This window comes from Rhodococcus sp. ACPA4, assembly GCF_002300185.1.
GTDB lineage: Bacteria > Actinomycetota > Actinomycetes > Mycobacteriales > Mycobacteriaceae > Rhodococcus_F > Rhodococcus_F globerula.
On record NZ_NSDY01000002.1, the window covers coordinates 1,175,601 to 1,195,850 of the forward strand.

The 20,250-nt window shown below is 62.9% G+C and carries 22 protein-coding genes; 10 read left to right on the plus strand and 12 right to left on the minus strand.

Annotated features, from left to right (window positions below):
• The first annotated feature begins 71 nt into the window (after positions 1 to 71).
• Complete coding sequence (gene tatB, locus CJ178_RS28845) at positions 72 to 506, plus strand: Sec-independent protein translocase protein TatB (protein WP_033234432.1); 435 nt, start codon at positions 72 to 74, stop codon at positions 504 to 506.
• 10 nt (positions 507 to 516) lie between these two features.
• Here the strand turns inward: tatB and CJ178_RS28850 are convergent, their stop codons facing one another.
• From CJ178_RS28850 to CJ178_RS28870, 5 genes are all read right to left on the minus strand, one after another.
• Positions 517 to 1,653, minus strand: coding sequence for an Mrp/NBP35 family ATP-binding protein (locus CJ178_RS28850; protein ID WP_033234431.1), 1,137 nt, complete (start codon positions 1,651 to 1,653; stop codon positions 517 to 519).
• Positions 1,654 to 1,677: 24 nt separating this feature from the next.
• On the minus strand, positions 1,678 to 2,538 hold the full coding sequence (locus tag CJ178_RS28855) for a lytic transglycosylase domain-containing protein (protein ID WP_095888540.1): 861 nt from the start codon (positions 2,536 to 2,538) through the stop codon (positions 1,678 to 1,680).
• A gap of 171 nt (positions 2,539 to 2,709) precedes the next feature.
• Positions 2,710 to 4,170 (minus strand): lytic murein transglycosylase, encoded by a 1,461-nt coding sequence (locus tag CJ178_RS28860; protein WP_257013502.1) that lies wholly within the window; start codon positions 4,168 to 4,170, stop codon positions 2,710 to 2,712.
• A gap of 114 nt (positions 4,171 to 4,284) precedes the next feature.
• Positions 4,285 to 4,833, minus strand: a complete 549-nt coding sequence (locus CJ178_RS28865; protein ID WP_033234429.1) for a DUF1003 domain-containing protein — start codon at positions 4,831 to 4,833, stop codon at positions 4,285 to 4,287.
• Positions 4,830 to 6,116, minus strand: coding sequence for a magnesium transporter MgtE N-terminal domain-containing protein (locus CJ178_RS28870; RefSeq protein WP_033234428.1), 1,287 nt, complete (start codon positions 6,114 to 6,116; stop codon positions 4,830 to 4,832). Before CJ178_RS28870 ends, CJ178_RS28865 begins: the two co-directional genes overlap by 4 nt.
• A 90-nt stretch (positions 6,117 to 6,206) precedes the next feature.
• Between CJ178_RS28870 and CJ178_RS28875 the strand changes: the two genes are divergently transcribed.
• From CJ178_RS28875 to CJ178_RS28890, 4 genes are all read left to right on the plus strand, one after another.
• Positions 6,207 to 7,169: an HpcH/HpaI aldolase/citrate lyase family protein gene (locus tag CJ178_RS28875; protein WP_033234427.1), complete on the plus strand. Its 963-nt coding sequence runs from the start codon at positions 6,207 to 6,209 to the stop codon at positions 7,167 to 7,169.
• A gap of 106 nt (positions 7,170 to 7,275) precedes the next feature.
• Positions 7,276 to 7,770 (plus strand): general stress protein, encoded by a 495-nt coding sequence (locus CJ178_RS28880; protein WP_033234426.1) that lies wholly within the window; start codon positions 7,276 to 7,278, stop codon positions 7,768 to 7,770.
• A gap of 32 nt (positions 7,771 to 7,802) precedes the next feature.
• The gene (locus CJ178_RS28885) at positions 7,803 to 8,909 is read left to right on the plus strand and encodes a winged helix DNA-binding domain-containing protein (RefSeq protein ID WP_179300860.1); all 1,107 of its coding nucleotides are present in this window, start codon (positions 7,803 to 7,805) and stop codon (positions 8,907 to 8,909) included.
• Positions 8,910 to 8,980: 71 nt separating this feature from the next.
• Positions 8,981 to 9,565, plus strand: coding sequence for a suppressor of fused domain protein (locus tag CJ178_RS28890; RefSeq protein ID WP_033234425.1), 585 nt, complete (start codon positions 8,981 to 8,983; stop codon positions 9,563 to 9,565).
• Positions 9,566 to 9,584: 19 nt separating this feature from the next.
• On the opposite strand, the gene CJ178_RS28895 is transcribed toward CJ178_RS28890, so the two are convergent.
• Together CJ178_RS28895 and CJ178_RS28900 are read right to left on the minus strand one after the other, a co-directional pair.
• On the minus strand, positions 9,585 to 10,037 hold the full coding sequence (locus CJ178_RS28895) for an SRPBCC family protein (protein WP_033234597.1): 453 nt from the start codon (positions 10,035 to 10,037) through the stop codon (positions 9,585 to 9,587).
• Positions 10,038 to 10,173: 136 nt separating this feature from the next.
• The gene (locus CJ178_RS28900) at positions 10,174 to 11,244 is read right to left on the minus strand and encodes a magnesium and cobalt transport protein CorA (RefSeq protein WP_045069510.1); all 1,071 of its coding nucleotides are present in this window, start codon (positions 11,242 to 11,244) and stop codon (positions 10,174 to 10,176) included.
• Between the two features lie 120 nt (positions 11,245 to 11,364).
• Between CJ178_RS28900 and CJ178_RS28905 the strand changes: the two genes are divergently transcribed.
• The 4 genes from CJ178_RS28905 (at position 11,365) to CJ178_RS28920 (ending at position 14,717) form a co-directional block, all read left to right on the plus strand.
• Positions 11,365 to 12,219 carry a PHP domain-containing protein gene (locus CJ178_RS28905; RefSeq protein ID WP_033234423.1) on the plus strand — a complete coding sequence of 285 codons (855 nt, stop codon included), beginning with the start codon at positions 11,365 to 11,367 and terminating at the stop codon, positions 12,217 to 12,219.
• On the plus strand, positions 12,216 to 12,830 hold the full coding sequence (locus tag CJ178_RS28910; protein ID WP_165826381.1) for a MarC family protein: 615 nt from the start codon (positions 12,216 to 12,218) through the stop codon (positions 12,828 to 12,830). Before CJ178_RS28905 ends, CJ178_RS28910 begins: the two co-directional genes overlap by 4 nt.
• Before the next feature lie 3 nt (positions 12,831 to 12,833).
• On the plus strand, positions 12,834 to 13,226 hold the full coding sequence (locus CJ178_RS28915) for a hypothetical protein (protein ID WP_095888541.1): 393 nt from the start codon (positions 12,834 to 12,836) through the stop codon (positions 13,224 to 13,226).
• A gap of 297 nt (positions 13,227 to 13,523) precedes the next feature.
• Positions 13,524 to 14,717 (plus strand): NAD(P)-dependent malic enzyme, encoded by a 1,194-nt coding sequence (locus CJ178_RS28920; RefSeq protein WP_045069512.1) that lies wholly within the window; start codon positions 13,524 to 13,526, stop codon positions 14,715 to 14,717.
• A gap of 69 nt (positions 14,718 to 14,786) precedes the next feature.
• Here the strand turns inward: CJ178_RS28920 and CJ178_RS28925 are convergent, their stop codons facing one another.
• From CJ178_RS28925 to CJ178_RS28940, 4 genes are read right to left on the minus strand one after another with little or no spacing between them, the layout of a single operon-like run.
• Positions 14,787 to 15,476, minus strand: a complete 690-nt coding sequence (locus CJ178_RS28925; RefSeq protein ID WP_095888542.1) for an ABC transporter permease — start codon at positions 15,474 to 15,476, stop codon at positions 14,787 to 14,789.
• Complete coding sequence (locus tag CJ178_RS28930; protein ID WP_033236696.1) at positions 15,473 to 16,156, minus strand: ABC transporter permease; 684 nt, start codon at positions 16,154 to 16,156, stop codon at positions 15,473 to 15,475. Before CJ178_RS28930 ends, CJ178_RS28925 begins: the two co-directional genes overlap by 4 nt.
• 4 nt (positions 16,157 to 16,160) lie before the next feature.
• Positions 16,161 to 17,306 (minus strand): ABC transporter ATP-binding protein, encoded by a 1,146-nt coding sequence (locus CJ178_RS28935; RefSeq protein ID WP_095888543.1) that lies wholly within the window; start codon positions 17,304 to 17,306, stop codon positions 16,161 to 16,163.
• A 5-nt stretch (positions 17,307 to 17,311) separates the two neighbouring features.
• Complete coding sequence (locus tag CJ178_RS28940) at positions 17,312 to 18,253, minus strand: ABC transporter substrate-binding protein (RefSeq protein WP_033236698.1); 942 nt, start codon at positions 18,251 to 18,253, stop codon at positions 17,312 to 17,314.
• A 153-nt stretch (positions 18,254 to 18,406) separates the two neighbouring features.
• On the opposite strand from CJ178_RS28940, the gene CJ178_RS28945 reads away from it, so the two are divergent.
• Positions 18,407 to 19,303: a glycine betaine ABC transporter substrate-binding protein gene (locus CJ178_RS28945; protein WP_095888733.1), complete on the plus strand. Its 897-nt coding sequence runs from the start codon at positions 18,407 to 18,409 to the stop codon at positions 19,301 to 19,303.
• Here the strand turns inward: CJ178_RS28945 and CJ178_RS28950 are convergent.
• The gene (locus tag CJ178_RS28950; RefSeq protein ID WP_045069518.1) at positions 19,297 to 20,229 is read right to left on the minus strand and encodes an alpha/beta hydrolase; all 933 of its coding nucleotides are present in this window, start codon (positions 20,227 to 20,229) and stop codon (positions 19,297 to 19,299) included. The genes CJ178_RS28945 and CJ178_RS28950 overlap by 7 nt on opposite strands.
• Positions 20,230 to 20,250: the final 21 nt, after the last annotated feature.

The window sequence follows — 20,250 nt, forward strand, 5'->3', positions numbered from 1 at the left end:
GAACCTACGAGGTTGCTGTGAGGTTGATCCGGACCTGCGCGCAACAACCGGACACACAGTAGGCTTGCCCTGTGTTTGGCAACATCGGTTGGGGCGAGTTCATGATCCTCCTCGTAGCGGCTCTGGTCATTTTGGGACCTGAGCGGCTTCCGGGCGCGGTCTCCTGGGTTACACGATCACTGAGGCAGGTACGTGAATATGCTTCCGGAGCCCAGAATCAGCTCAAGGAAGAACTGGGCACCGACTTCGAGGATCTGCGTAAACCACTCGCAGATCTGAACAAGCTGCGCGGGATGACCCCGCGCGCTGTGATCACCCAGCATCTTCTCGACGGAGACGACTCCCTCTTCACCGGAGACTTCGACAAGAAGTCCCAAAGCGGTGTCAAGCCCCAGGGCGGCAGCGGTGTGAAGCCCCAGAGTGGCGCTCAGGAACCGATGTCACTCACGAAGGACAAGCCTCTCGCAGCCGGAGAGCGTCCACCGGTCGACCTCGACGCAACCTGAGCGCAACCCGCTACATATTGCGCACAGTGTTGATGCCGAGCGACATTCCGGCGAGTCCGCGCTGACGGACGGCCAACTTGTCCGCGATCTCCGTCAATGCCTTCGCGGCAGCGCTCTCCGGTGCACTCAGCACGATCGGCGTGCCGGCGTCACCGGCTTCACGAACCGACGGATCGAGCGGAATCTGGCCGAGCAGCGGAACCTTCGCGCCGACTGCCTTGGTGAGGCGATCGGATACCGTCTGGCCGCCGCCCGTTCCGAAGACATCCATGCGGGTGCCGTCCGGCAGTTCGAGCCACGACATGTTCTCGACGACGCCGGCAACACGCTGACGGGTCTGTAGTGCGATGGCACCGGCGCGCTCGGCAACCTCGGCGGCTGCTTGCTGCGGAGTGGTGACCACCAGAATCTCGGCGCTCGGGATGAGCTGGGCCACCGAGATGGCGATGTCACCCGTTCCGGGCGGAAGGTCAAGCAGAAGGATGTCCAGATCGCCCCAGAAGACATCGGCCAGGAACTGCTGAAGCGCGCGGTGCAGCATCGGGCCACGCCACACGACCGGGGTGTTGCCCTGAGTGAACTGGGCGATGGAAATCATCTTCACGTCATGCGCGACGGGCGGCATGATCATCTTCTCGACCTGCGTTGGCTTGGCGTCGGTACCGAGCATACGAGGGATGGAATGACCGTAGATATCGGCGTCGAGAACACCGACGGACAGGCCGCGTGCTGCTAGTGCCGCCGCGAGATTGACTGTCACACTGGACTTTCCGACGCCACCCTTGCCGGAGGCGACGGCGTACACACGGGTGAGGGAGCCGGGCTGGGCGAAGGGGATCACCGGTTCGGCGGAGTCGCCGCGCAGCGACTTGCGAAGTTCCGTGCGCTGCGCGTCGTCCATCACGTCGAGTTCGACGCGAATGGCACCAACACCGGCGACGTCGGCAACTGCCTTGGTGACGCGCTCGGTGATCTCGGTGCGCATCGGGCACCCTGCGGTGGTGAGGTAGATCCCGATGTCGACGCTGTTGTCTTGCGCGAGCGTGATGTTCCTGACCATCCCCAATTCGGTGATGGGTTTGCGGATCTCAGGGTCGAGAACTCGCGCGAGCGCGGAGCGAACGTCGGACTCGGTCAGTGCGGACATGACTCCATGGTAGGTGTCGGCAGATCAGTGAATGCGAGGCAGGTCCGATGCGGCGGGCACGATGCCGGTGGAGTAACCGGCAGTCCAGGCCAGGACGTTGGCGACATAGGCAGCCGAGTTGTTGTAGCGATGGATTGCTTTGGCAGCCTGGGTGAGGTCCTGCATGTTCAATCCGCCGTCGCACAGGTACTTTCCGGTGGTCAGTGCCGAGTCGAAGAGGTTCTGCGGATCGGAGATGCCGTCACCGTTGCCGTCGCCGGCGTACTGCGTCCACGTGGACGGGATGAACTGCATCGGGCCGACTGCGCGGTCGTAGACGGTGTCGCCGTCGAGTGCGCCGCCGTCGGTGTCCATGATCACGGCCTGGCCGGGGAGGCTGCCGTTGAGGGGCAGTCCGATGACAGGTTCGAACAGGTTGCCGTTTGCGTCGGCGTCCTTGCCGTCGTGGGCGTGGCCGGATTCGACGCGGCCGATTCCTGCCATCAGGGTCCACTGCATGTTGCAGGTGGGGTTCTCGACAGCGAGGATGCGCTCGGCGTTCTGATAGGCGGCGACGCTCACGCTGGGGATGCCGAGTGCGCCTTCGGCCATCGAAGCGGGCAGTGGGGGTGTGGCCTGGACCGGTGCGAGCGGGGCGGGCTCGGCAACTACCGGCGCTGCGGCAAGGTCGGCGACGGGAAGGATCTGAGCTTGCGGCTCCTGCGTGGCCTGGGTCTCGAGTGACCCCACGGCGGTTTCGGCGCTGGCGGCATTGACGAAAGGCATATCGGATGCCGCTCCGGCGGAGTTCGCTGCTGTAACCAAACCGATAGGAATGAGGCCGGAAAGCGCGATGACCGAGTTGCGACGGATGTGCGAATCTGTCTTCTTGTTGTGCCGACCCACTGTTACTGCCTCCTGGACCCCGAAATCGGGGTTTTCCGTTCAATGACGGAATCGAGGCTACCTGATTTGTTGCACTTCCGTTACTCAACCGTGATCTAAGTGGGCAGATCTGTGCCGTCGACGCAGTTCAATCGTGATTTTTCCGGCGCGAGCGTTATCGCGACGTGACCGTTATGCGACGGGCATGAACGGCAAACCCGGCAGCAGTGGTGCGGGCGCGGGCGCGGGCGCGGGTGCCGGTGCGGCAGCGGGTGAGGGCGCCACGGCTGGGGGCGGGGCATCGGATGTAGTCGCCGGAACGGACGGCGGAGTTGCCGTCGTGGCGTCGGTGGTGGGGGCCGGCCCGGTGGTCGACGCCTCAGCGGTCGGAATGGCGCACGGCAGGTGGATTCCGGGCTGCAACTGCGCGAGCGCTACGGGATCCGGGAGGATCACGCACATGTCGTCTGGCCACGTCCAGCCTGTCGGCGTCAGAATCGGCCACACGAGGCCGCGCGACGTAAGTACCGGCAGTGGGATGATCGGTCCGGTCGGAGCCTGTGGTGTGGTGTTGGGACCGGGCGCGGCGGGTGAGGCTAGTCCGGGTGCTGACGGGTTCGGTGTGGTGGGGAGTACTCCGGGTGGGATCAGCGCTTGGAGATCCGGCGAGAGTGCCGGCATGTCAGGCAGCCCGGGGAGTAGTGGCGCGGGAGTAGCTGCGGCCGTTGCCTGATCGCCGTCCTTCTTCTCGGCCGTCGGATCGACTGCCGCCGCAGCAGCGAGAATGGCCGCAGTCGACGTGGCGTCGGAGCTACCGGCGTTGATGCTCCCGGTGTTGATTCCGCCGGTGTACGGCAGCGATCCGGACGGGAGGACTCCACTCTGGTACGCCGTCGACCACATGATGACGTTTGCGGCGTACGCCGCGGAATTGTTGTATCGGAGAACGGCTTTGGTCTCCTGATCGAGGTTGCGGAGATCGAGCCCGCCGCTGCAGAGATATTTGGCCGCCGAGAGTGCCGCGTCGAACACGTTGTTGGGATCGGTAACACCGTCGCCGTTGCCGTCACTGGCGTAGTGCGCCCACGTCGACGGAATGAACTGCATGGGGCCGACGGCGCGGTCGTGGGTCGGGTCGCCGTCGATCAGGCCCTTGTCGGTGTCGGTGATGATCTGGTTGCCGGCCAGGCGGCCGTCCAGCACCGGGCCGAAGATCGGCGTCACAGTGGTGCCGACGGAGGTGGTGCGTCCACCGTTGGCATGGCCCGATTCGATTCGGCCGATGCCGGCCAGAAGATGCCACGGGACGCCGCAGCCTGGTGCCTCCGTCATCATCACCAGTTCCGCGGAGCGGTAGGCGTTGAGGACGATCTCGGGGATGCCAAGTGAGGTCAGGACAACTGTTGCGGCCGCGGGGTCCAGTGCGGTGGATGTTGCGGTAGTGCTCGGTGGTGCCGATCGTTGCGTTCGCACCGTGCGAGGTGTCGGAAGGAAATCGGGGCTGTCCGCTGCGTTCACGGCGTTACCTGCGAGTGCAATGGGTATCGGTGATCCCGTTGCAGGGGCACTACCTGCGGTAAGGGCTGCCGGTCCGGTGGCCGCGAGTAGGCCCCCCAGTAGCGTGGACGCTGCGATAAATCCTCGTACGCGCACGATTCCCCTTTGCTGGTAGCCCGGGTTCGGAGTACCCACCGATATATATAAGAGTCTGTGACTTACGTTACATATCGGTCTCGGTCTATGCAGCAAAACTCAGTAAACCCTCAGCTAAGAATCCCGGCTGTCGAGACTCTTTTTCGAGGAACCTGATTCGCGATGCTTCTTCTTCGGGGGCGGTTCGTGTTCGGCGGTGAGGAGCAATTTGATCTCGTCGAGTTCGCGTCGCAGATAGTCACGAGTCGCGACTTCGCCGAGGGAGATACGCAGAGCAGCGAGTTCCCGGGCGAGGAACTCCGTGTCGGCTTTGGTCTGTTCGGCGCGAATCCGGTCCTCTTCGAGCGAGACCTTGTCTCGGTTCTCCTGCCGATTCTGGGCCAGGAGGATCAACGGTGCCGCATACGCGGCCTGCGTCGAGAACGCCAGGTTGAGCAGGATGAACGGATAGGGATCCCACTGCAAGCTGACCGCAAAGACATTGAGTGCGATCCAAACGATGACGATGATCGTCTGAATCGCCAGGTAGCGACCCGTGCCGAGGAAACGCGCAATACGCTCGCTGACCCGGCCCACCGCTTCGACATCGAAGTCGATGTGGAACCGCCGACTCCCACGGGGAGTCTCTAGGCGCTGACGGGCGCTGGAAGACCGATCGCTCATCGGACCAACCCCTCGTCGTCGGAATCGTCTTCGCGCCAGTCCTCGGGCAGAAGGTGATCGAGAACGTCGTCGACGGTGACCGCGCCGATCAGGTGGTTCTCGTCGTCCACCACCGGTCCGCACACCAGGTTGTACGTCGCGAAGTATCGCGTCACGACAGCAAGCGAATCGTCGGCGCCGAGACTGGGTAGGTCGCTGTCCAGAATTCCGCCGACCAGGCTCGCCGGCGGTTCACGTAACAACTTCTGCAGATGAACACACCCGAGGTAGCGTCCGGTCGGCGTGGCCGTCGGCGGGCGCACGACAAATACCATGCTGGACAACGCGGGCGTGACGTCGTAATTGCGGGCCCGGGCGAGAGCTTCCGCCACCGTGGTCGACGCCGTCAGTACCACCGGTTCCGGCGTCATCAAACCACCAGCCGTATCAGGGGAGTGTTCGAGGAGTCGGCGCACCGGTTCCGAGTCCTGCGGGTCCATCAACTGCAGCAACGATTCCGCTTCGGTTTCGGGCAACTCGCCCAGGAGGTCGGCAGCGTCGTCCGGGTCCATCGCCTCGAGGAGGTCGGCCGCCCGTTCCACTTCGAGGTGCATGAGGAGATCGGTCTGATCGTCGGCAGGCAGTTCCTGCACGACGTCGGCGAGACGCTCGTCGTCGAGAGCTACGGCTAGCTCGTGTCGGCGCTTTTCCGGAAGTTCACGCATCGCGTTGGCGACGTCGGCCGGACGCATGCCCTCGTACTGCAGCAGCAGGTGGGCGACGCCCTGCCCCGGCAGTGACAGGTCACTCTGGGTAAGTCCGGCAACGTGCTGCCAGTCCACGATGTGGATCGCGGCCCGGCGTCCCAGGCGTCCGCGATGGCCACGGACCGCTACCTTCGACACCACCCAATCGCGGGTGCGCCTCGATTCGATACCCAGATCGACAACAACGGCGTCGACGCCGTGGAGTTCGGTCAACTCCGGGTCGTCCACTCGCACATGTGAATCGAGTACCTGTGCAAGAGCGAGAACTTCGCCGGGGCGCTGGGTGAATCGCCGGATACTGACATTGCCGGTCGTCAGTGTGACGGCACTCGGTTCGATCGCGGTGACACGCAACATCGGCACGAAAATGCGTTTGCGCGTGAACATTTCGATCACCAAACCGAGCACCCGCGGTTGCTGGCGACCGATGCGGACCGTGATCACGACATCGCGCACTCGCCCGATCGACTCACCGTCGGGGCCGAGGACAACCAGGCCGGCCAGCCTGGCTGCAAATACCTTGCCTGCTGCTGCCATGATTGCAAGGCTAATTCCTCACGCGTCATTATCTGCAACAGAGACGCCGAAAACGTACGAGTCGATACCTCTGAAGGGCACTCAAAAGAGATGACATCACGTAACCGATCCCGCCGATCAGTTCTCGCCGTTCCCGGCAGCAGTCGCAAGATGATCGACAAGGCAAAGGGACTGCCGGCCGACGAGATCTTCCTCGACCTCGAAGACGCGGTCGCACCGTTGGCGAAGCAGGCCGCACGCGAAGCCGTCGGTGACGCGCTGGCCGAGGACGGATGGGGCAAGCAGGTCAAGGTGGTTCGGGTGAACGACTGGACCACCGAATGGACGTACGCCGACGTCGTCGAGGTTGTCGGCCGGGCGGGTGCTCACCTCGACGCGATTCTGCTGCCCAAAGTTCCCGATGCGAGCCACGTGCAGGCACTTGATCTGTTGTTGACCCAGGTGGAAAAGGCCAACGGCCTCGAAGTGGGACGAATCGGCATCGAACCCCAGATCGAGAACGCGATCGGCCTGACCAACATCGACGCGATTGCCACGGCCAGCCCGCGGGTCGAGGCCTTGGTCTTCGGGCCGGCAGATTTCATGGCGAGTTTGAACATGCGCACCCTGGTGGTCGGAGAGCAGCCGGACGGCTACGACCGTGGTGACGCCTATCACCACATCCTGATGACCATTCTGATGGCTGCGCGGGCGCACGGGGTTCAGGCCATCGACGGTCCGTACCTCCAGATCCGTGACGTCGAGGCGTTCACGCGCAGCGCTGCCCGCACCGCTGCATTGGGTTTCGACGGCAAATGGGTACTGCACCCGACTCAGATCGAAGCGGCCAACGAGGTGTTCAGCCCCAGGCAATCAGATTACGATCGCGCTGAATTGATCTTGGACGCCTACGCATTCCACACCTCCGCGGCCGGCGGTGGGCGGGGAGCGGTGATGCTCGGTGACGAGATGATCGACGAGGCAAGTCGCAAGATGGCGCTGGTGATTTCCGCGAAAGGCAGGGCAGCGGGTATGGCCCGGACAACGGAATTCACTCCGCCAGAACACGCCTGATCAGCTGCGGTCGAACAAATCGGGTAGGTAAAGGGCACAATAGGTTTGTACGTCTCGCGTTGTTCAGTCACGGATGACGCGCCCGAAACAAGGAGCACGATCACCCATGTCCAATCCGCTCGCACAATCGCCGAATGGGTCGCGCCGTGGAGCGTTGCCGACACCACCTTCGGGCTGGCCGATCGGGTCGTACCCCACCTATGCGGAGGCACAGCGCGCCGTCGATTACCTGTCCGATCAGGAATTCTCGGTCCAGGATGTCACCATCGTCGGTGTGAATCTGATGCAGGTCGAACGGGTTCTCGGCCGGCTCACGTGGCCGAAGGTGATCGGTGGCGGTCTGGTGTCCGGCGCGTGGCTGGGCGTGTTCTTCGGCCTTCTGTTGGGTCTTTTCACGACCAGCTTCATCGGGCCACTGATCACGGGCATCGTCGGCGGCATCATCTTCGGCGTGATCACCACAACCATCCCGTACGCAGCGACGCGCGGCCAGCGAGATTTTGCCTCGACCATGCAGTTGGTGGCCGGTCGGTACGACGTGCTGTGTGAGCCGAAGACCGCCGAGGCTGCCCGCGATCTCCTCGCGAAGCTCGCGATCTGATCGGTTCAGTGCACGGTGAGCGCGAGGGAACCGTGACGCGTGTACTGACCGATCGCGCCCTCGGTCGGGCGACCCTTGCGCGTCAGTTCCTGCTGGAGCGGGCTGACGTCACTGCCTTCGAAGCCGTCGAACACCTGGCCGGTCTGCAGGCGCAGGCCCCGACGCCGCCGTACCTTGCTCTGTGGGCTCGTGTCAAAAACTTTGCGGCAGAAGAGTTGTCGACACTGATCGAGCGTCGGCAGGTGGTGCGTCTGGTTGCGATGCGCGGAACGGTATTTGTGATGTCGGCCGCTGATGCCGCACCCTTCCGTGGCACGGTTCAGTCGATTATGGACCGTGATCTGCACACCAACACCGCGCACCGGGCGGCGCTGAGCGGAATGGATCTGGCCGCTCTTGCGCAGGCCGGCCGCGAACTTGTTTCCGAGGGGCCACTTACGCAGATGCAGATGAGGCCGCTTCTGGCCGAACGCTTTCCAGGGCGCTCTCCGGAAGGGCTCGCGCACGGTATCAGGGGACTCTTGCCGATGGTCCAGGTACCGCCTCGCGGGTTGTGGGGTAGATCGGGACCGCCCGCGTTGACCACGCTGGAGAGTTGGCTGGGCACAGAGCTGGATTCGACTCCTGTTCCAGACGCCCTGGTGTTGCGCTATCTCGCTGCCTTCGGTCCGGCGAGTGTGAAGGACGCCCAGGCGTGGTCGGGATTAACCAGGCTGGCAGAGGTTTTCGAGCGACTGCGTCCGAACCTGATTACGTTCGTGAACGAGAAGGGGACGGAACTGTTCGACCTGCCAGGCGCTCCACGCCCGGACGACGGCACACCACCGGTCCGGATCTTGGCTCCGTTCGACAACATTCTGCTCTCGCATGCGGATCGCTCGCGAATCATGGATGAGCAGTACCGAACTCGGGTCTTCACGGTGAACGGAATAATCAAACCCGCCGTGCTGGTACGAGGGAAGGTTGTGGGATTCGCCGCAGAATCCGCGAAAGGTGATACCGCGCGATTGACGGTGTCACTGTTTTCGCAGCAGTCGAAAACCGCCATGTCATCCATCGAGAGGGAAGCGCGTTCATTGCTGCGATTTCTGCATCCGACGATCTCCAAGCACGAGATATCCGTCGAAATTCTCACCTAGCAAAACAGGCGTTCTGAAGCGCCCCGGCCTCTGCGCTGCGATCAGCGCCGTGATGGTGCTTAGATGGACGCGTGTCTGACAGTGTTGTGTCCTCCGTCCGCGCGCACCTCGTTGCCAATATCGAGGGGCCGGAGCCGGCTGCGGCCTCGGTGACGTTCCTGGGTGTCGAGCCGCTGGACGTGCTCAGATTCGAATCTCCCGACTCAGTGGTGCACTACGCAACACTGGGGTGCTCGCGGCACCCCATGGGCGATCCGGGTGATCTGGTCGCCGATCCCACACGCGGACCCCGGGCGGAACTGGTGCTCTCGCTGCGCGGCGGCACCGGTATTGCGTCGGGAATCGCGCGCACCTTGGCTGTTCTGGCGGCGGCCCCGTCGGTCGAGGGCATCGTGTTGCTCGACGATGCGCTGCTCGACCTCGGGGAGCCCCTGTGGAAGGGCGCAGCTTTTACTGCAGTCCTTCTCAGTGACAGCGGGATTGAAGATCTGACGCTCCCCGAGCCGATGGATCCGGTTCGGTTCCTCGCCGTGGTCCCCATAACCGGTACCGAAGCAGCCTGGGTCCGTCTGCGCGGTGCAGGTGCACTACGTGAAGCCTGGGCTGAGGCGGGCATCGACGTCCGAGATCCGCACCGAGCGGCGGCGTCGCTCTAACTGCCGTGTCGCTCCGATCTTATTGTGCGGCTTCGTTATCGAGAAGGTCGGCCAGATTCTCCAGGCTGGCCTGCTGGGATCGGCCGAATGCCTTGGTGACGAGCGGGTCTGCCATTCTGCCGAACACTCCGCCAAGGCCACTTTCGCTGTCGAGTCGATAGGTGACGCGCGTACCCTTCTCGACTTCCTCGCACGTTGTGGTCAGCGTGAAAGCGACGGGGCTTTTGACAGACTTTGCCGAACTTCGCTTGGGCGCATCGTATTCCGTGAACTCGGCGGTCCAGTCGATGCGCTTGCCGAGTATTCGGCTGGCTCCCTGCCAGCGGGTCCCCACTCCTATCGGGCCGTCCGTGATCTGCCGGGATTCGACAATCGAGTTGTCCCAGTTCGGCCAATTCTCAGCGGTGCTGAGGTACTGAAAGACTTCCGGAACCGGGCGCGAAACGATTACTGACTGCTCAACTGTAGGCATCGTAGCTCCTCCGAATTTGCTTGTGGCAAGGTATTTTTCGGGTGCGGTGATTTCGATGCGAGGGACCCGCGGGTACACGTGATACGTGTTGGTACCCACAACTCATTGTCCGCTTGCACTGTGGCTAAGTACAGAGTCAGAGCCAGTTGTTTCGGCGGAACAGAAAGAACAACCCGACACACACCGATGCGATGAACACCATCACCATCGGATATCCGTACTGCGAACCCAGTTCCGGCATGTTCTCGAAATTCATGCCGTAGATGCCGGCAATTCCGGTCGGTACGGCCGCGATAGCCACCCATGCCGAAATCTTGCGCATGTCGGTGTTCTGCTGCACCGCGATCTTTGCCAGAGCAGCGTCCACGAGCGAACTCAGTACTTCGTCGTACTCGGAGATGCGTTCGGAGACGATGGTGTGATGGTCTCGGACGTCGCGGAAATAGCGTCTGATCTCCTTGGGGACCAACCCGCCTGCTGGTTGTGTCAGTTGCAGGAGTGGCATGCCGAGCGGGGTGACCGACCGTCGAAGTTCGACGATTTCCCGTTTCAGCAGGTAGATGTGCTCAACCGCCACGCTGTTACGTGGGTTGAACACCAACTCTTCCATATTGTCGACGTCCTGCTCCACCAGTTGTGTCACGGACAGGTACGTGTCGACGACGTGGTCGGTGATGGCATGGAGAACGGACCACGGTCCCATGGCGAGACGCTCGGGTAGCTGTTCGAGGGCTTTGCGGACACTCGCCAGTTCGGAATGGTCACCGTGCCGAACCGTGACGACAAAATCCGGACCGACGAACACCATGATCTCGCCGGTCTCCACGATTTCGTTGGCCGTCTCCACGGAATCGTGCGGAACGTAGACAACGGTTCGAAGGACGAGAAACATGACGTCGTCGTAGCGTTCGAGTTTGGGTCGCTCGTGTGCGTGGACGGCATCCTCGACCATCAACTCGTGTAGGCCGAAAGTCTTTGCCACGTCCTGCATTTGGGATTCGTCGGGAGCATGGATCCCAACCCAGACGAATCCCTTTCCGCGTCGGCGCACTTCATCGAGAGCGGCGTTGTGAGTGAACTTTCCCGGGAGCCTGGTGCCGTCCACGTACACAGCACAATCCACAATGGCACGAGCTGCGGGGACGGGAATCCTCGGCAACGGTGGCGGAGCTGATTTGCCGTTCGACCAGTTCGGTAGTGACGGCACTGTGTCTACTCCCTCCGCAGATAGGCGAAGCGCACTATTGCTGCCGCGCAATCGTACGTCAGGATCTCAGGCAATCGACCGGAGCGAGATGGTCTTGCGGATTGCTGACAGACTGGAGCGGTGCGAATAGACCTTCACACCCACTCAAACGCATCAGACGGCACGGACACCCCCGCCGAACTGGTGCGCGCTGCTGCCCACTCCGGACTCGACGTTGTCGCGCTCACCGATCACGACACCACCGCCGGCTGGGCGGAGGCGGAGCGCGCACTGCCTGCCGGGCTCGGACTCGTCCGTGGCATGGAAATGTCGTGTGAAGGCGAAGGTGAGGACGGGTGGCCGGTCGCGGTGCACCTCCTGGCGTACCTGTTCGACCCGGACCACCCCGAGTTCGCCAAGGAACGCGAGCGGCTACGCGGCGAACGGGTCGAAAGAATCCGCACGATGGCGACTCTGATGGCCCGCGACGGGCTGCCGATCGACCCGGACGAGATCCTCGCGTCGGCTGGTCCTTCTGTGGGGCGTCCGCACATCGCAGCGGCTCTGCTGCGGGCCGGCGTGGTCTCGAGCATCGGTGAAGCCTTCAAGGACTTGTTGGCAACCCGCGGGCGCTACGACGTCCCGAAATACGACACGCCGATCGACTACGCCGTCGAACTGGTCGCAGCGGCCGGGGGAGTGACGGTGATCGCTCATGGTCGTGCGCGCACCCGTGGTCGTGTTCTCGCTCTAGGCCACATTCGCGATCTGGCGGCCTCCGGACTCGGCGGACTCGAAGTCGATCACCCGGATCATGCGCCCGCAGATCGGACTCTCCTCCGCGGACTGGCCGGCGAACTCGGCCTCGCGGTGACCGGATCATCGGACTACCACGGAGACAACAAGACGATCGACCTCGGCGACGAGCTCACCGACCCCGCCGACTTCGAGGAATTGATGTCGGCGGCAACAGGCGTCGAGGTGCTGAAACACTGATGTTGGACACGACGCTCTACCTCACGGTTTTCATCACTCTCTTTGTCATCATGGACCCGCCCGGAGTCATTCCGGTGTTCCTGTCCCTGGTCGGCCGCAAGGACCGTGCCGACCGTAATCGCGCGGCGTGGCAGGCCCCGGCAGTGTCACTCGCCGTTATTTCCGTCTTCGCGGTCGGCGGGCAGGCAATCCTCAACTATCTGCACATCGGCATACCCGCATTGCAGGGCGCCGGCGGGTTGCTCCTTCTGCTGATCGCTCTCGAACTACTCACCGGCAAGACGTCCAACCGTCCGCAGGGTGCCGACGACGTCAACGTGGCCCTGGTCCCGCTGGGTACGCCCATGATGGCCGGCCCCGGCGCGATCGCCGCGGTCATCGTCTTTGTCGCCCAGGCAGACGGTGACGCGGCGTCGTACCTTGCGATCGCCTTGGCGATCATCTCGATTCATCTCGTTCTGTTCATAGTGCTGCGATTCTCGACCGCATTGATCCGTGTGCTCGGTGTTGGCGGAATCTCGCTGCTGGCCCGCATCGCAGGTTTGCTGCTTGCCGCCATCGCCGTTCAACTCATCGCGGAGTCCGTCCGCGGATTCATCACGGGAGCGTAGATCGTGACTTACGACAACAACGGTTACGACAACAACAGCTACGACGCATACCGGGACGACAACTCGTACGACTACGACGACCGCTACGACGATTACTACGATGCTCCGGACACCAAGCAGTGGGCGTTGATTCGTGGTCTGCGTGCGCTCAGTGGGACCGTCGCGGCAGGAATCGTTGTTCTCACAGTCGTGGTGATCGCGTCGGCGTATCTGGGAGGCAATCGGGGCTTTCCCGGACCGGGCACCACATCGATCACCGCGCACATCGTGGCGTCGGTAGTGGCGCTGGTCGCACAGATCTTCTGTGACCGTCGCCGCGGCGTTGCCGCAATAGCCGCGTCCGTGGTTGTGCTCGTAACTGCCGGGGTGCTGCTGGTGACGCAGTGGTGGGGTTAGGAACCGAAGGATTTGATTGTGATCGCGCGCAGGTGGCAAACTGGAGGGACTTCGTAGGCGGCGCCACAGCCCGGCCATGAAGAAATTGCATGGATCTGCCAGGGCTCACCCGCCCAACACCATGACGCTTCGGATGTATTGCGGCCAACTTTCTTGCGCACCCGAATGCTCTTCTTCTCTGCAGTTGTTCACGGAAGAAAAGACTCTGACCGTTGCTAACGTTCTTTTTCGGCCGTCAGATCACTACTTCCCAGTAACCCAGCCCCGAGTGCGGCTGGTCATATCAGGAGTGTCATTGTGTCCCTTGTGACTGAAGCCATCAACGTACCCAAGGTCGAGCTGACCGACGAAGAAATCTTTGCCGCTCACGTCGGTGGCAAACTGTCGGTCGAGACCACCGCGCCGCTCGATACGCAGCGCGCTCTGTCGATCGCGTACACGCCGGGTGTGGCTCAGGTGAGCCGCGCCATCGCCGCTGACGAGACCCTTGCCGATCGCTACACGTGGACCAATCGACTGGTTGTCGTCGTCAGTGACGGCACGGCGGTTCTCGGTCTGGGCGATATCGGACCCCGCGCATCGTTGCCCGTCATGGAGGGCAAGTCCGCTCTGTTCAAGAGCTTTGCCGGACTGAACTCCATCCCGCTGGTGCTCGACACCACCGATCCCGACGCGATTGTCGAGACCCTGATCCGTCTGCGTCCGAGCTTCGGCGCGGTCAACCTCGAGGACATCTCGGCGCCGCGCTGCTTCGAGATCGAAAAGCGTGTCATCGAGGCACTTGACTGCCCCGTCATGCACGATGATCAGCATGGCACCGCGATTGTGGTTCTTGCTGCGCTCAAGGGCGCCGTGAAGGTGCAGAGCCGCGACATCACCACGCTCAAGGTTGTCATCTCCGGTGCGGGTGCAGCGGGTGTCGCGTGTGCGAACATTCTGCTCGCCGCCGGTATCAGCGATGTCGTCGTGCTCGACTCGAAGGGCATCATCTCCAGCGAGCGCAGCGACCTCAACGAGATCAAGGTAGAGCTGGCGTCGCGCACCAACCCGCGCAGTGTCCACGGCGGTGCCGTCGAGGCTTTGGCCGGAGCGGACGTCTTCCTCGGTGTCTCGGCGGGCAAGATCCCCGAGGAGCTCATCGCGTCGATGGCTCCGGAGTCGATCGTGTTTGCGCTCTCGAACCCGGATCCGGAGATTCACCCCGAGACCGCGTCGAAGTACGCGGCGATCGTGGCTACGGGCCGCAGTGACTTCCCGAACCAGATCAACAATGTGCTTGCCTTCCCCGGTGTGTTCAAGGGCGCGCTCGACGCCGGCGCCCGTCGCATCACCGAAGGTATGAAGCTCGCTGCCGCCGAGGCGATCCTGTCGGTGGTCGGCGACGAGTTGGCTGTGGACAAGATTGTTCCGAGCCCACTCGACCCTCGCGTGGCGACCGCAGTTGCGGAAGCCGTCGCGGCCGCAGCGCACGCTGAGGGCGTGACCAGCTAAGAGGGACTCCTCGAAAGCCCCGGTCGAAACCCGCACACAAGGTTTCGGTCGGGGTTTTTGCGTGGGCAGCTACACGCGTGCGAGGTTCGGGGTGCGTCGCAGTCTGCCGGTTCCCGGGACGGAAGCCCACACGACCAGTGCAAGTACGCCGTCCACGATAAGCGCAACCACCGCGACCAAGATTGCGCCGACAACAACGCGGTCGTACTTGTACAGCGCGATTCCGTCGAAGATGTACCGTCCGATGCCGCCCAGATTGACGTAGGCGGCAACAGTCGCGGTCGCGATGACTTGCAGTGTGGCGTTTCGGAGCCCACCCAGAATGAGCGGAAGCGCATTGGGAACCTCGACGCGCAGCAGTACTTGCGTCTCGGTCATTCCCATGGCGCGCGCCGCGTCGACGACGTCACGGTCGACACTGGCGATGCCGGCATACGTTCCGGCTAGCAATGGCGGAATGCCGAGGATGACCAGTGCGAGGATCGGGGGCATCACTCCCAGTCCCATGAGCAGGACGAGGAACGTCAGCAAGCCGAGCGTAGGTAGTGAGCGCAGTGCGTTGACAAGACTGACCACCACGATCTGGCCGCGTCGTAGATGCCCGATGATCAGGCCGATCGGGACCGCGATCACCGCGGCGAAGGCGACGGCCAGCAGGCTGTACCAAAGGTGCTGCAGGATTCGGGTGCCGATTCCGGTGTCGCCGCTCCAGTTGTCGGGATTGGTCAGGTACTCCCAGGCGCCGGTGAAGATACTCATACCGGCTCGCCTTCGGCCGTGACGATCGCGGGGACCTTCGATGCGGACGGAGTTCTGGTCCACGGGGTCAAGAACCTGCCGAGCAGATACAGGATCAAGTCGAGGGCCAGTGCCAGGACCACGATGGCGATGATGCCGGCCACGATCTGGTCGGGGTAGTCCCGGTCGTAGCCCTGTTTGAACAGCACTCCGAGTCCGCCGATTCCGATCAGCGAGCCCACCGACACCAGCGAAATGTTGGTCACCGCAATCACTCTGACATTTGCGATCAGAACCGGCAGCGCAAGGGGCAGTTCGACGGTCAACGCCCGCCGCAGCGCGGTGAAGCCGATGGCCGTCGAGGCATCGATGACGTTGGCGGGTACCGAATCCAATGCTTCCGGGACCGCGCGGACGAGTAGTGCGGTGGAATACACACTGAGCGCGATGATGACATTGAGCGGATCGAGTGTCTTGAGTCCGAAAATCTGCGGGATGGTGACAAACAGTGCCAATGACGGAATGGTGAACGCAATGCTGGCCAAGGTCAACGTGATTCGGCGCAGCCATCGGATATTCCGAATTGCCGTGCCGACGGGAAGGGCAATGACCAAGCCCACCGCCAACGGCACCAGTGCGAGATACAGATGTGTTCGCGTGTAATCCAGAACCGTCGAGAAATTGTCGATGAGCCAGCGCACGCCGCTACACCCCGAATCCTTCGGTGAAGGCGAGTCGATTGCGTTCCTGGTCCTCGCGCCGACGCTGCTCGGCCAATTTGGCCACAACCTCGGAGCCCAGAATGCCGCCGATCACCGCACCTTCGGCATCCACGGCAACACCGATTCCCGACGGTGACGAGATGGCCGCGTCGAGCGCCTGCCGAAGATCGCCGCCCGGGCCGAAGAGAGAGCCGCCGGCTGACGTCGACTGTGCCAGAGTGTGTCCGGCGCGTATGCCCTCGACACCGGTGACATCGATCCAGCCTAGGGGTGAACCGGACTCGCTGACAACGAGCACCCATTCACCCAATTCGAGTCTCAGGGATGTCAGTTCCAACTCGGTGGCCGTCCGGATGGAGTGCAGCGGCACCTCGTCCGCGCTGCGGAAGGACAGTCCTCGATATCCGCGATCACGTCCGACAAAACCGGCCACGAAATCCGTAGCCGGCGCGGCCAATACGTCGCGCGGCGCCGCCACCTGCTGCAGTCGACCGCCCGGGCCGAAGACCGCGATGTGGTCGCCCAGTTTGACGGCTTCGTCGATATCGTGCGTGACAAAGACGATGGTCTTCTTCAGTTCGCTTTGCAGGCGCAGCATTTCGGCTTGCAGGTCCTCACGAACCACCGGATCGACGGCGCTGAAGGGTTCGTCCATCAACAGAATCGGCGGATCGGCAGCCAACGCGCGGGCGACACCCACTCGCTGCTGCTGCCCGCCGGACAACTGCGCCGGGTAGCGCGTCGCCAGTGACGGATCGAGACCCACGCGTTCGAGAACACCCAGTGCGGCTTTACGTGCGGCGCGGCGAGATTCACCCCGCAGCACCGGAACCGTTGCGACGTTGTCGACGACGGTCCGGTGCGGCAACAGCCCGGCATTCTGGATGACGTAGCCGATACCGAGTCGCAAGGTCACCGCGTCGGTCTGCGAGATGTCGCGGCCGTCGACGCGGATTGTGCCCGACGTGGGCGTGATCATCCGGTTGATCATCCGCATCGACGTTGTTTTGCCACACCCGGACGGACCGACGAACACCGTGAACGACTCGGCCTCGATGGTGAGATCGAGTCGATCAACTGCGGTGGTGCCGTCCGGGAACTGCTTGGTGACTCCCTCGAAGGTGATCACGTGGGTTACGAGACCGGCTTGTCGAGGCCCTGCGCCGAGATCCACGCCTTGGCTGCTGCGGCCGGTTCCGTCTTGGCGTCGCCGGACACCGCCACGTTGAGATCGAGCAGTTCCTCGGTGGTCAGCTTTGCCGAGACCGCGTCGAGGACGGCTGCGAGCTTGTCGGACGATGCCGATGCGCGCAGCACCGGCACGACGTTCTGGGCGGGGAAATTGTTCTTCGGGTCTTCGAGGACAACAAAGTTGTTGGCCGGAATCGACGCCGACGTCGTGAAAATGTTTGCGGCGGTGATGTCACCGGATGCGAGTGCCTTGACCGTTGCCGGGCCACCGCCGTCCGCGATCGGGACAAAATTGGAGGCCGAGATGTCGAGTCCGTAGTTTGCCTTCAACCCGGGCAGGCCGACGGGGCGCTCCTGGAATTCGGCCGGCGCGCCGAACTTGACCTCGGCGGAATGCGGCGCCAGGTCGGCGATGGTCTTCAGGTTCCACTTGTCGGCCGTTTCCTTGGTGACGACTACGGCATCTTTGTCCTCCGCCGACGCGGGTGTGGTGATGGCCAATTCGCTACCCAACGCGGCCGGCAGAGCCGCCAGGACGTCCGCGGAACTGGTCGCGGTGGCAGCGGGATCGAGATACTGCAGAAGATTGCCCGTGTAGTCGGGGATGAGGGTGATCGAGCCGTCCTTCAACGCCGGAATGTAAGCCTCGCGGCTACCGATGTTGAACGAAGTGGACACGTCGAAACCGTTGACGCGAAGTGCTTCCGCATAGATGTTGGCAATGATCTCGGACTCGGTGAAGTTTGCCGAACCCACGACGACGGTGTTGGGGTCCGAACTGCTGTCGCTGTTGTCACTGCTGCCACACGCAGTGAGCGCAGCGAGTGAGAGGACAGTTGCCGCTGCTACGAGCAGACGGCTGGAACGAAATCGTGAGGTGCGCATGTGCGTCCTTCCGTGTTTCGGGCGTCGACAACCATTCCCGTCACCCGAGTGTCACTCGAGTAGGACTGGTTACCGCGCATCGCCAGGCAAGTGTAACGATAGGTACCGACAAGGCACGGTATTCGATCAGTGGGAACGGAATGTGAGGGTTCGGTGCTATCTGCACGCGCGAGGTATTCGACAGTTGTTGCAGCAGTGCTGGTCCTGCCCGTTCTGACCGGATGCAGCACCGGCGATTCGGTGATAGGGAACGACGCCGGTGCCCCGACCGAGCAGGTAGTCGTGGCGTCGGGGGAGTCGGTGGAGGGTTCGGTCCTGGCCGAAGTGTACGCAACCGTGTTGGCGTCGTCGGGGGTGCCAAGTCGAGTCGAGGAACTCACCGGCGGACGGTCGGACGCACTTGCTGCGCTCGATGCCGCGCGTGTGACGTTGGTACCCGAGTTCACCGGTTCACTACTGACTTATTACGAACCGCAGAATCCGGCCCGCACCGCTGACGACGTCTTCGAAGCGTTGAGTCGTTCTCTGCCCGAGGGTCTTTCGGTTGCAGACTATGCAACCGCAGAAGACCGGGCCGTCGTGGCGTTGGGACGCGATTCCGCATCGGGGACTCAGTCGCGCACCCTCGGGGCATTTGCACCCTCGTGCGCCGAGACCGTTGCCGTTGTATCACCACGGTTTATCGAAGATGGTGCACTGGAACAATTAGCGGAAGGCGCTGACTGTACTTTTGCGCGCGTCGAGCAATCGGCAGCCGACACATCGGACACTGCTGCGACCGAACCCACCGCCTTCGGAACTACGACGCTCTCGCCCCTGGCTCAGTCAACCGCTGTCACAGTGCTGGCCGATCCGGATCACATCCTGGCTGCGCAGAACGTCGTTCCACTGTTTCGGACCGGTGCATTGAGTGATCCCGCAGTCAAAGCGCTCAGTGTTGTTGCGGGTGAACTGTCCACGACAGACCTTGCCGCGATGATCGACCAGGTCCGACGCGGGCAGGCAACGCCGTCAGCGGTGGCGCGATCCTGGTGGGACACCCGTCAATGACTGGCCGCATCGGCTGAATTGTCCGCTGCCCTGGCTCCGTGTGATTCCAGGAATTGCCCCAGATCGGCTACTGCGTCGGCGGCTTCGGTGACCAGCGACGCCTGGGCGTGCGCGACATGCCACAACCGTGCGTATTCGACCAGTGACACGTCGACGCCGGCCGCGGTGAGTTTGTCTGCGAACTCCACGACCTGAGGGTAGAGGACTTCGCCCGATCCGATGTGAATCCTTGTGGGCGGCAGTGTTTCGAGGTTTCCATGCATGGGTGCGTAGCCGGGATCCGTGCGGTTGCCGTGTCCGAGGTAGGCGTCGGCGGCGTCGAACGACCAGCCGGTGTTGACGACCAGATCGGCTTTCTTCCCGGCGCTGCGATCCCCGGGATCCACCCAGGGTGAGATCAGTGCCAACGCCCCGGGCTGTACGCCGTGACGCTCGATGAGGCGAAGTGCCGTTGCGACCGCCAAACCGCCGCCGGCGCTGTCACCGGCAATGGCAACCTGCTCGGGCCGGTAGTCGAATTCGGTGATCAGTTGCATGTACGCCGCTGCGGCGTCGTCGAGCGCTGCGGGATAAGGATTCTCGGGAGCGAGCCGGTAATCCAACGTGAAGACAGCGCGGGAAGATTCGCGTGCCAGATGTGCTGCCAGGCTGCGGTGTGTGCTCAGCGAGCCCAGCGTGTAGGCGCCGCCGTGCAAGTAGAGCACTGCCGACGGGCGTTCGGTTGCTCCGACCGTGATCCGCTCGGCGGGTCGGCAGGCGAGTTCCAGCGGACGCACAACGGCGCCCGCTGGAATCTGCTGCAGGGGAGCTCCGGCCTCGAGCAGTAGACGCTGAACCCGATACGGCAGTCGCGAGTTGAAGGCCAGACGGAAGTAAGGCTTCAACAAGAAGGCGACAACGGGTAGCGGAAGGGTGAACGTGCTCACCGGCAGGGCTCCTGACTGTGT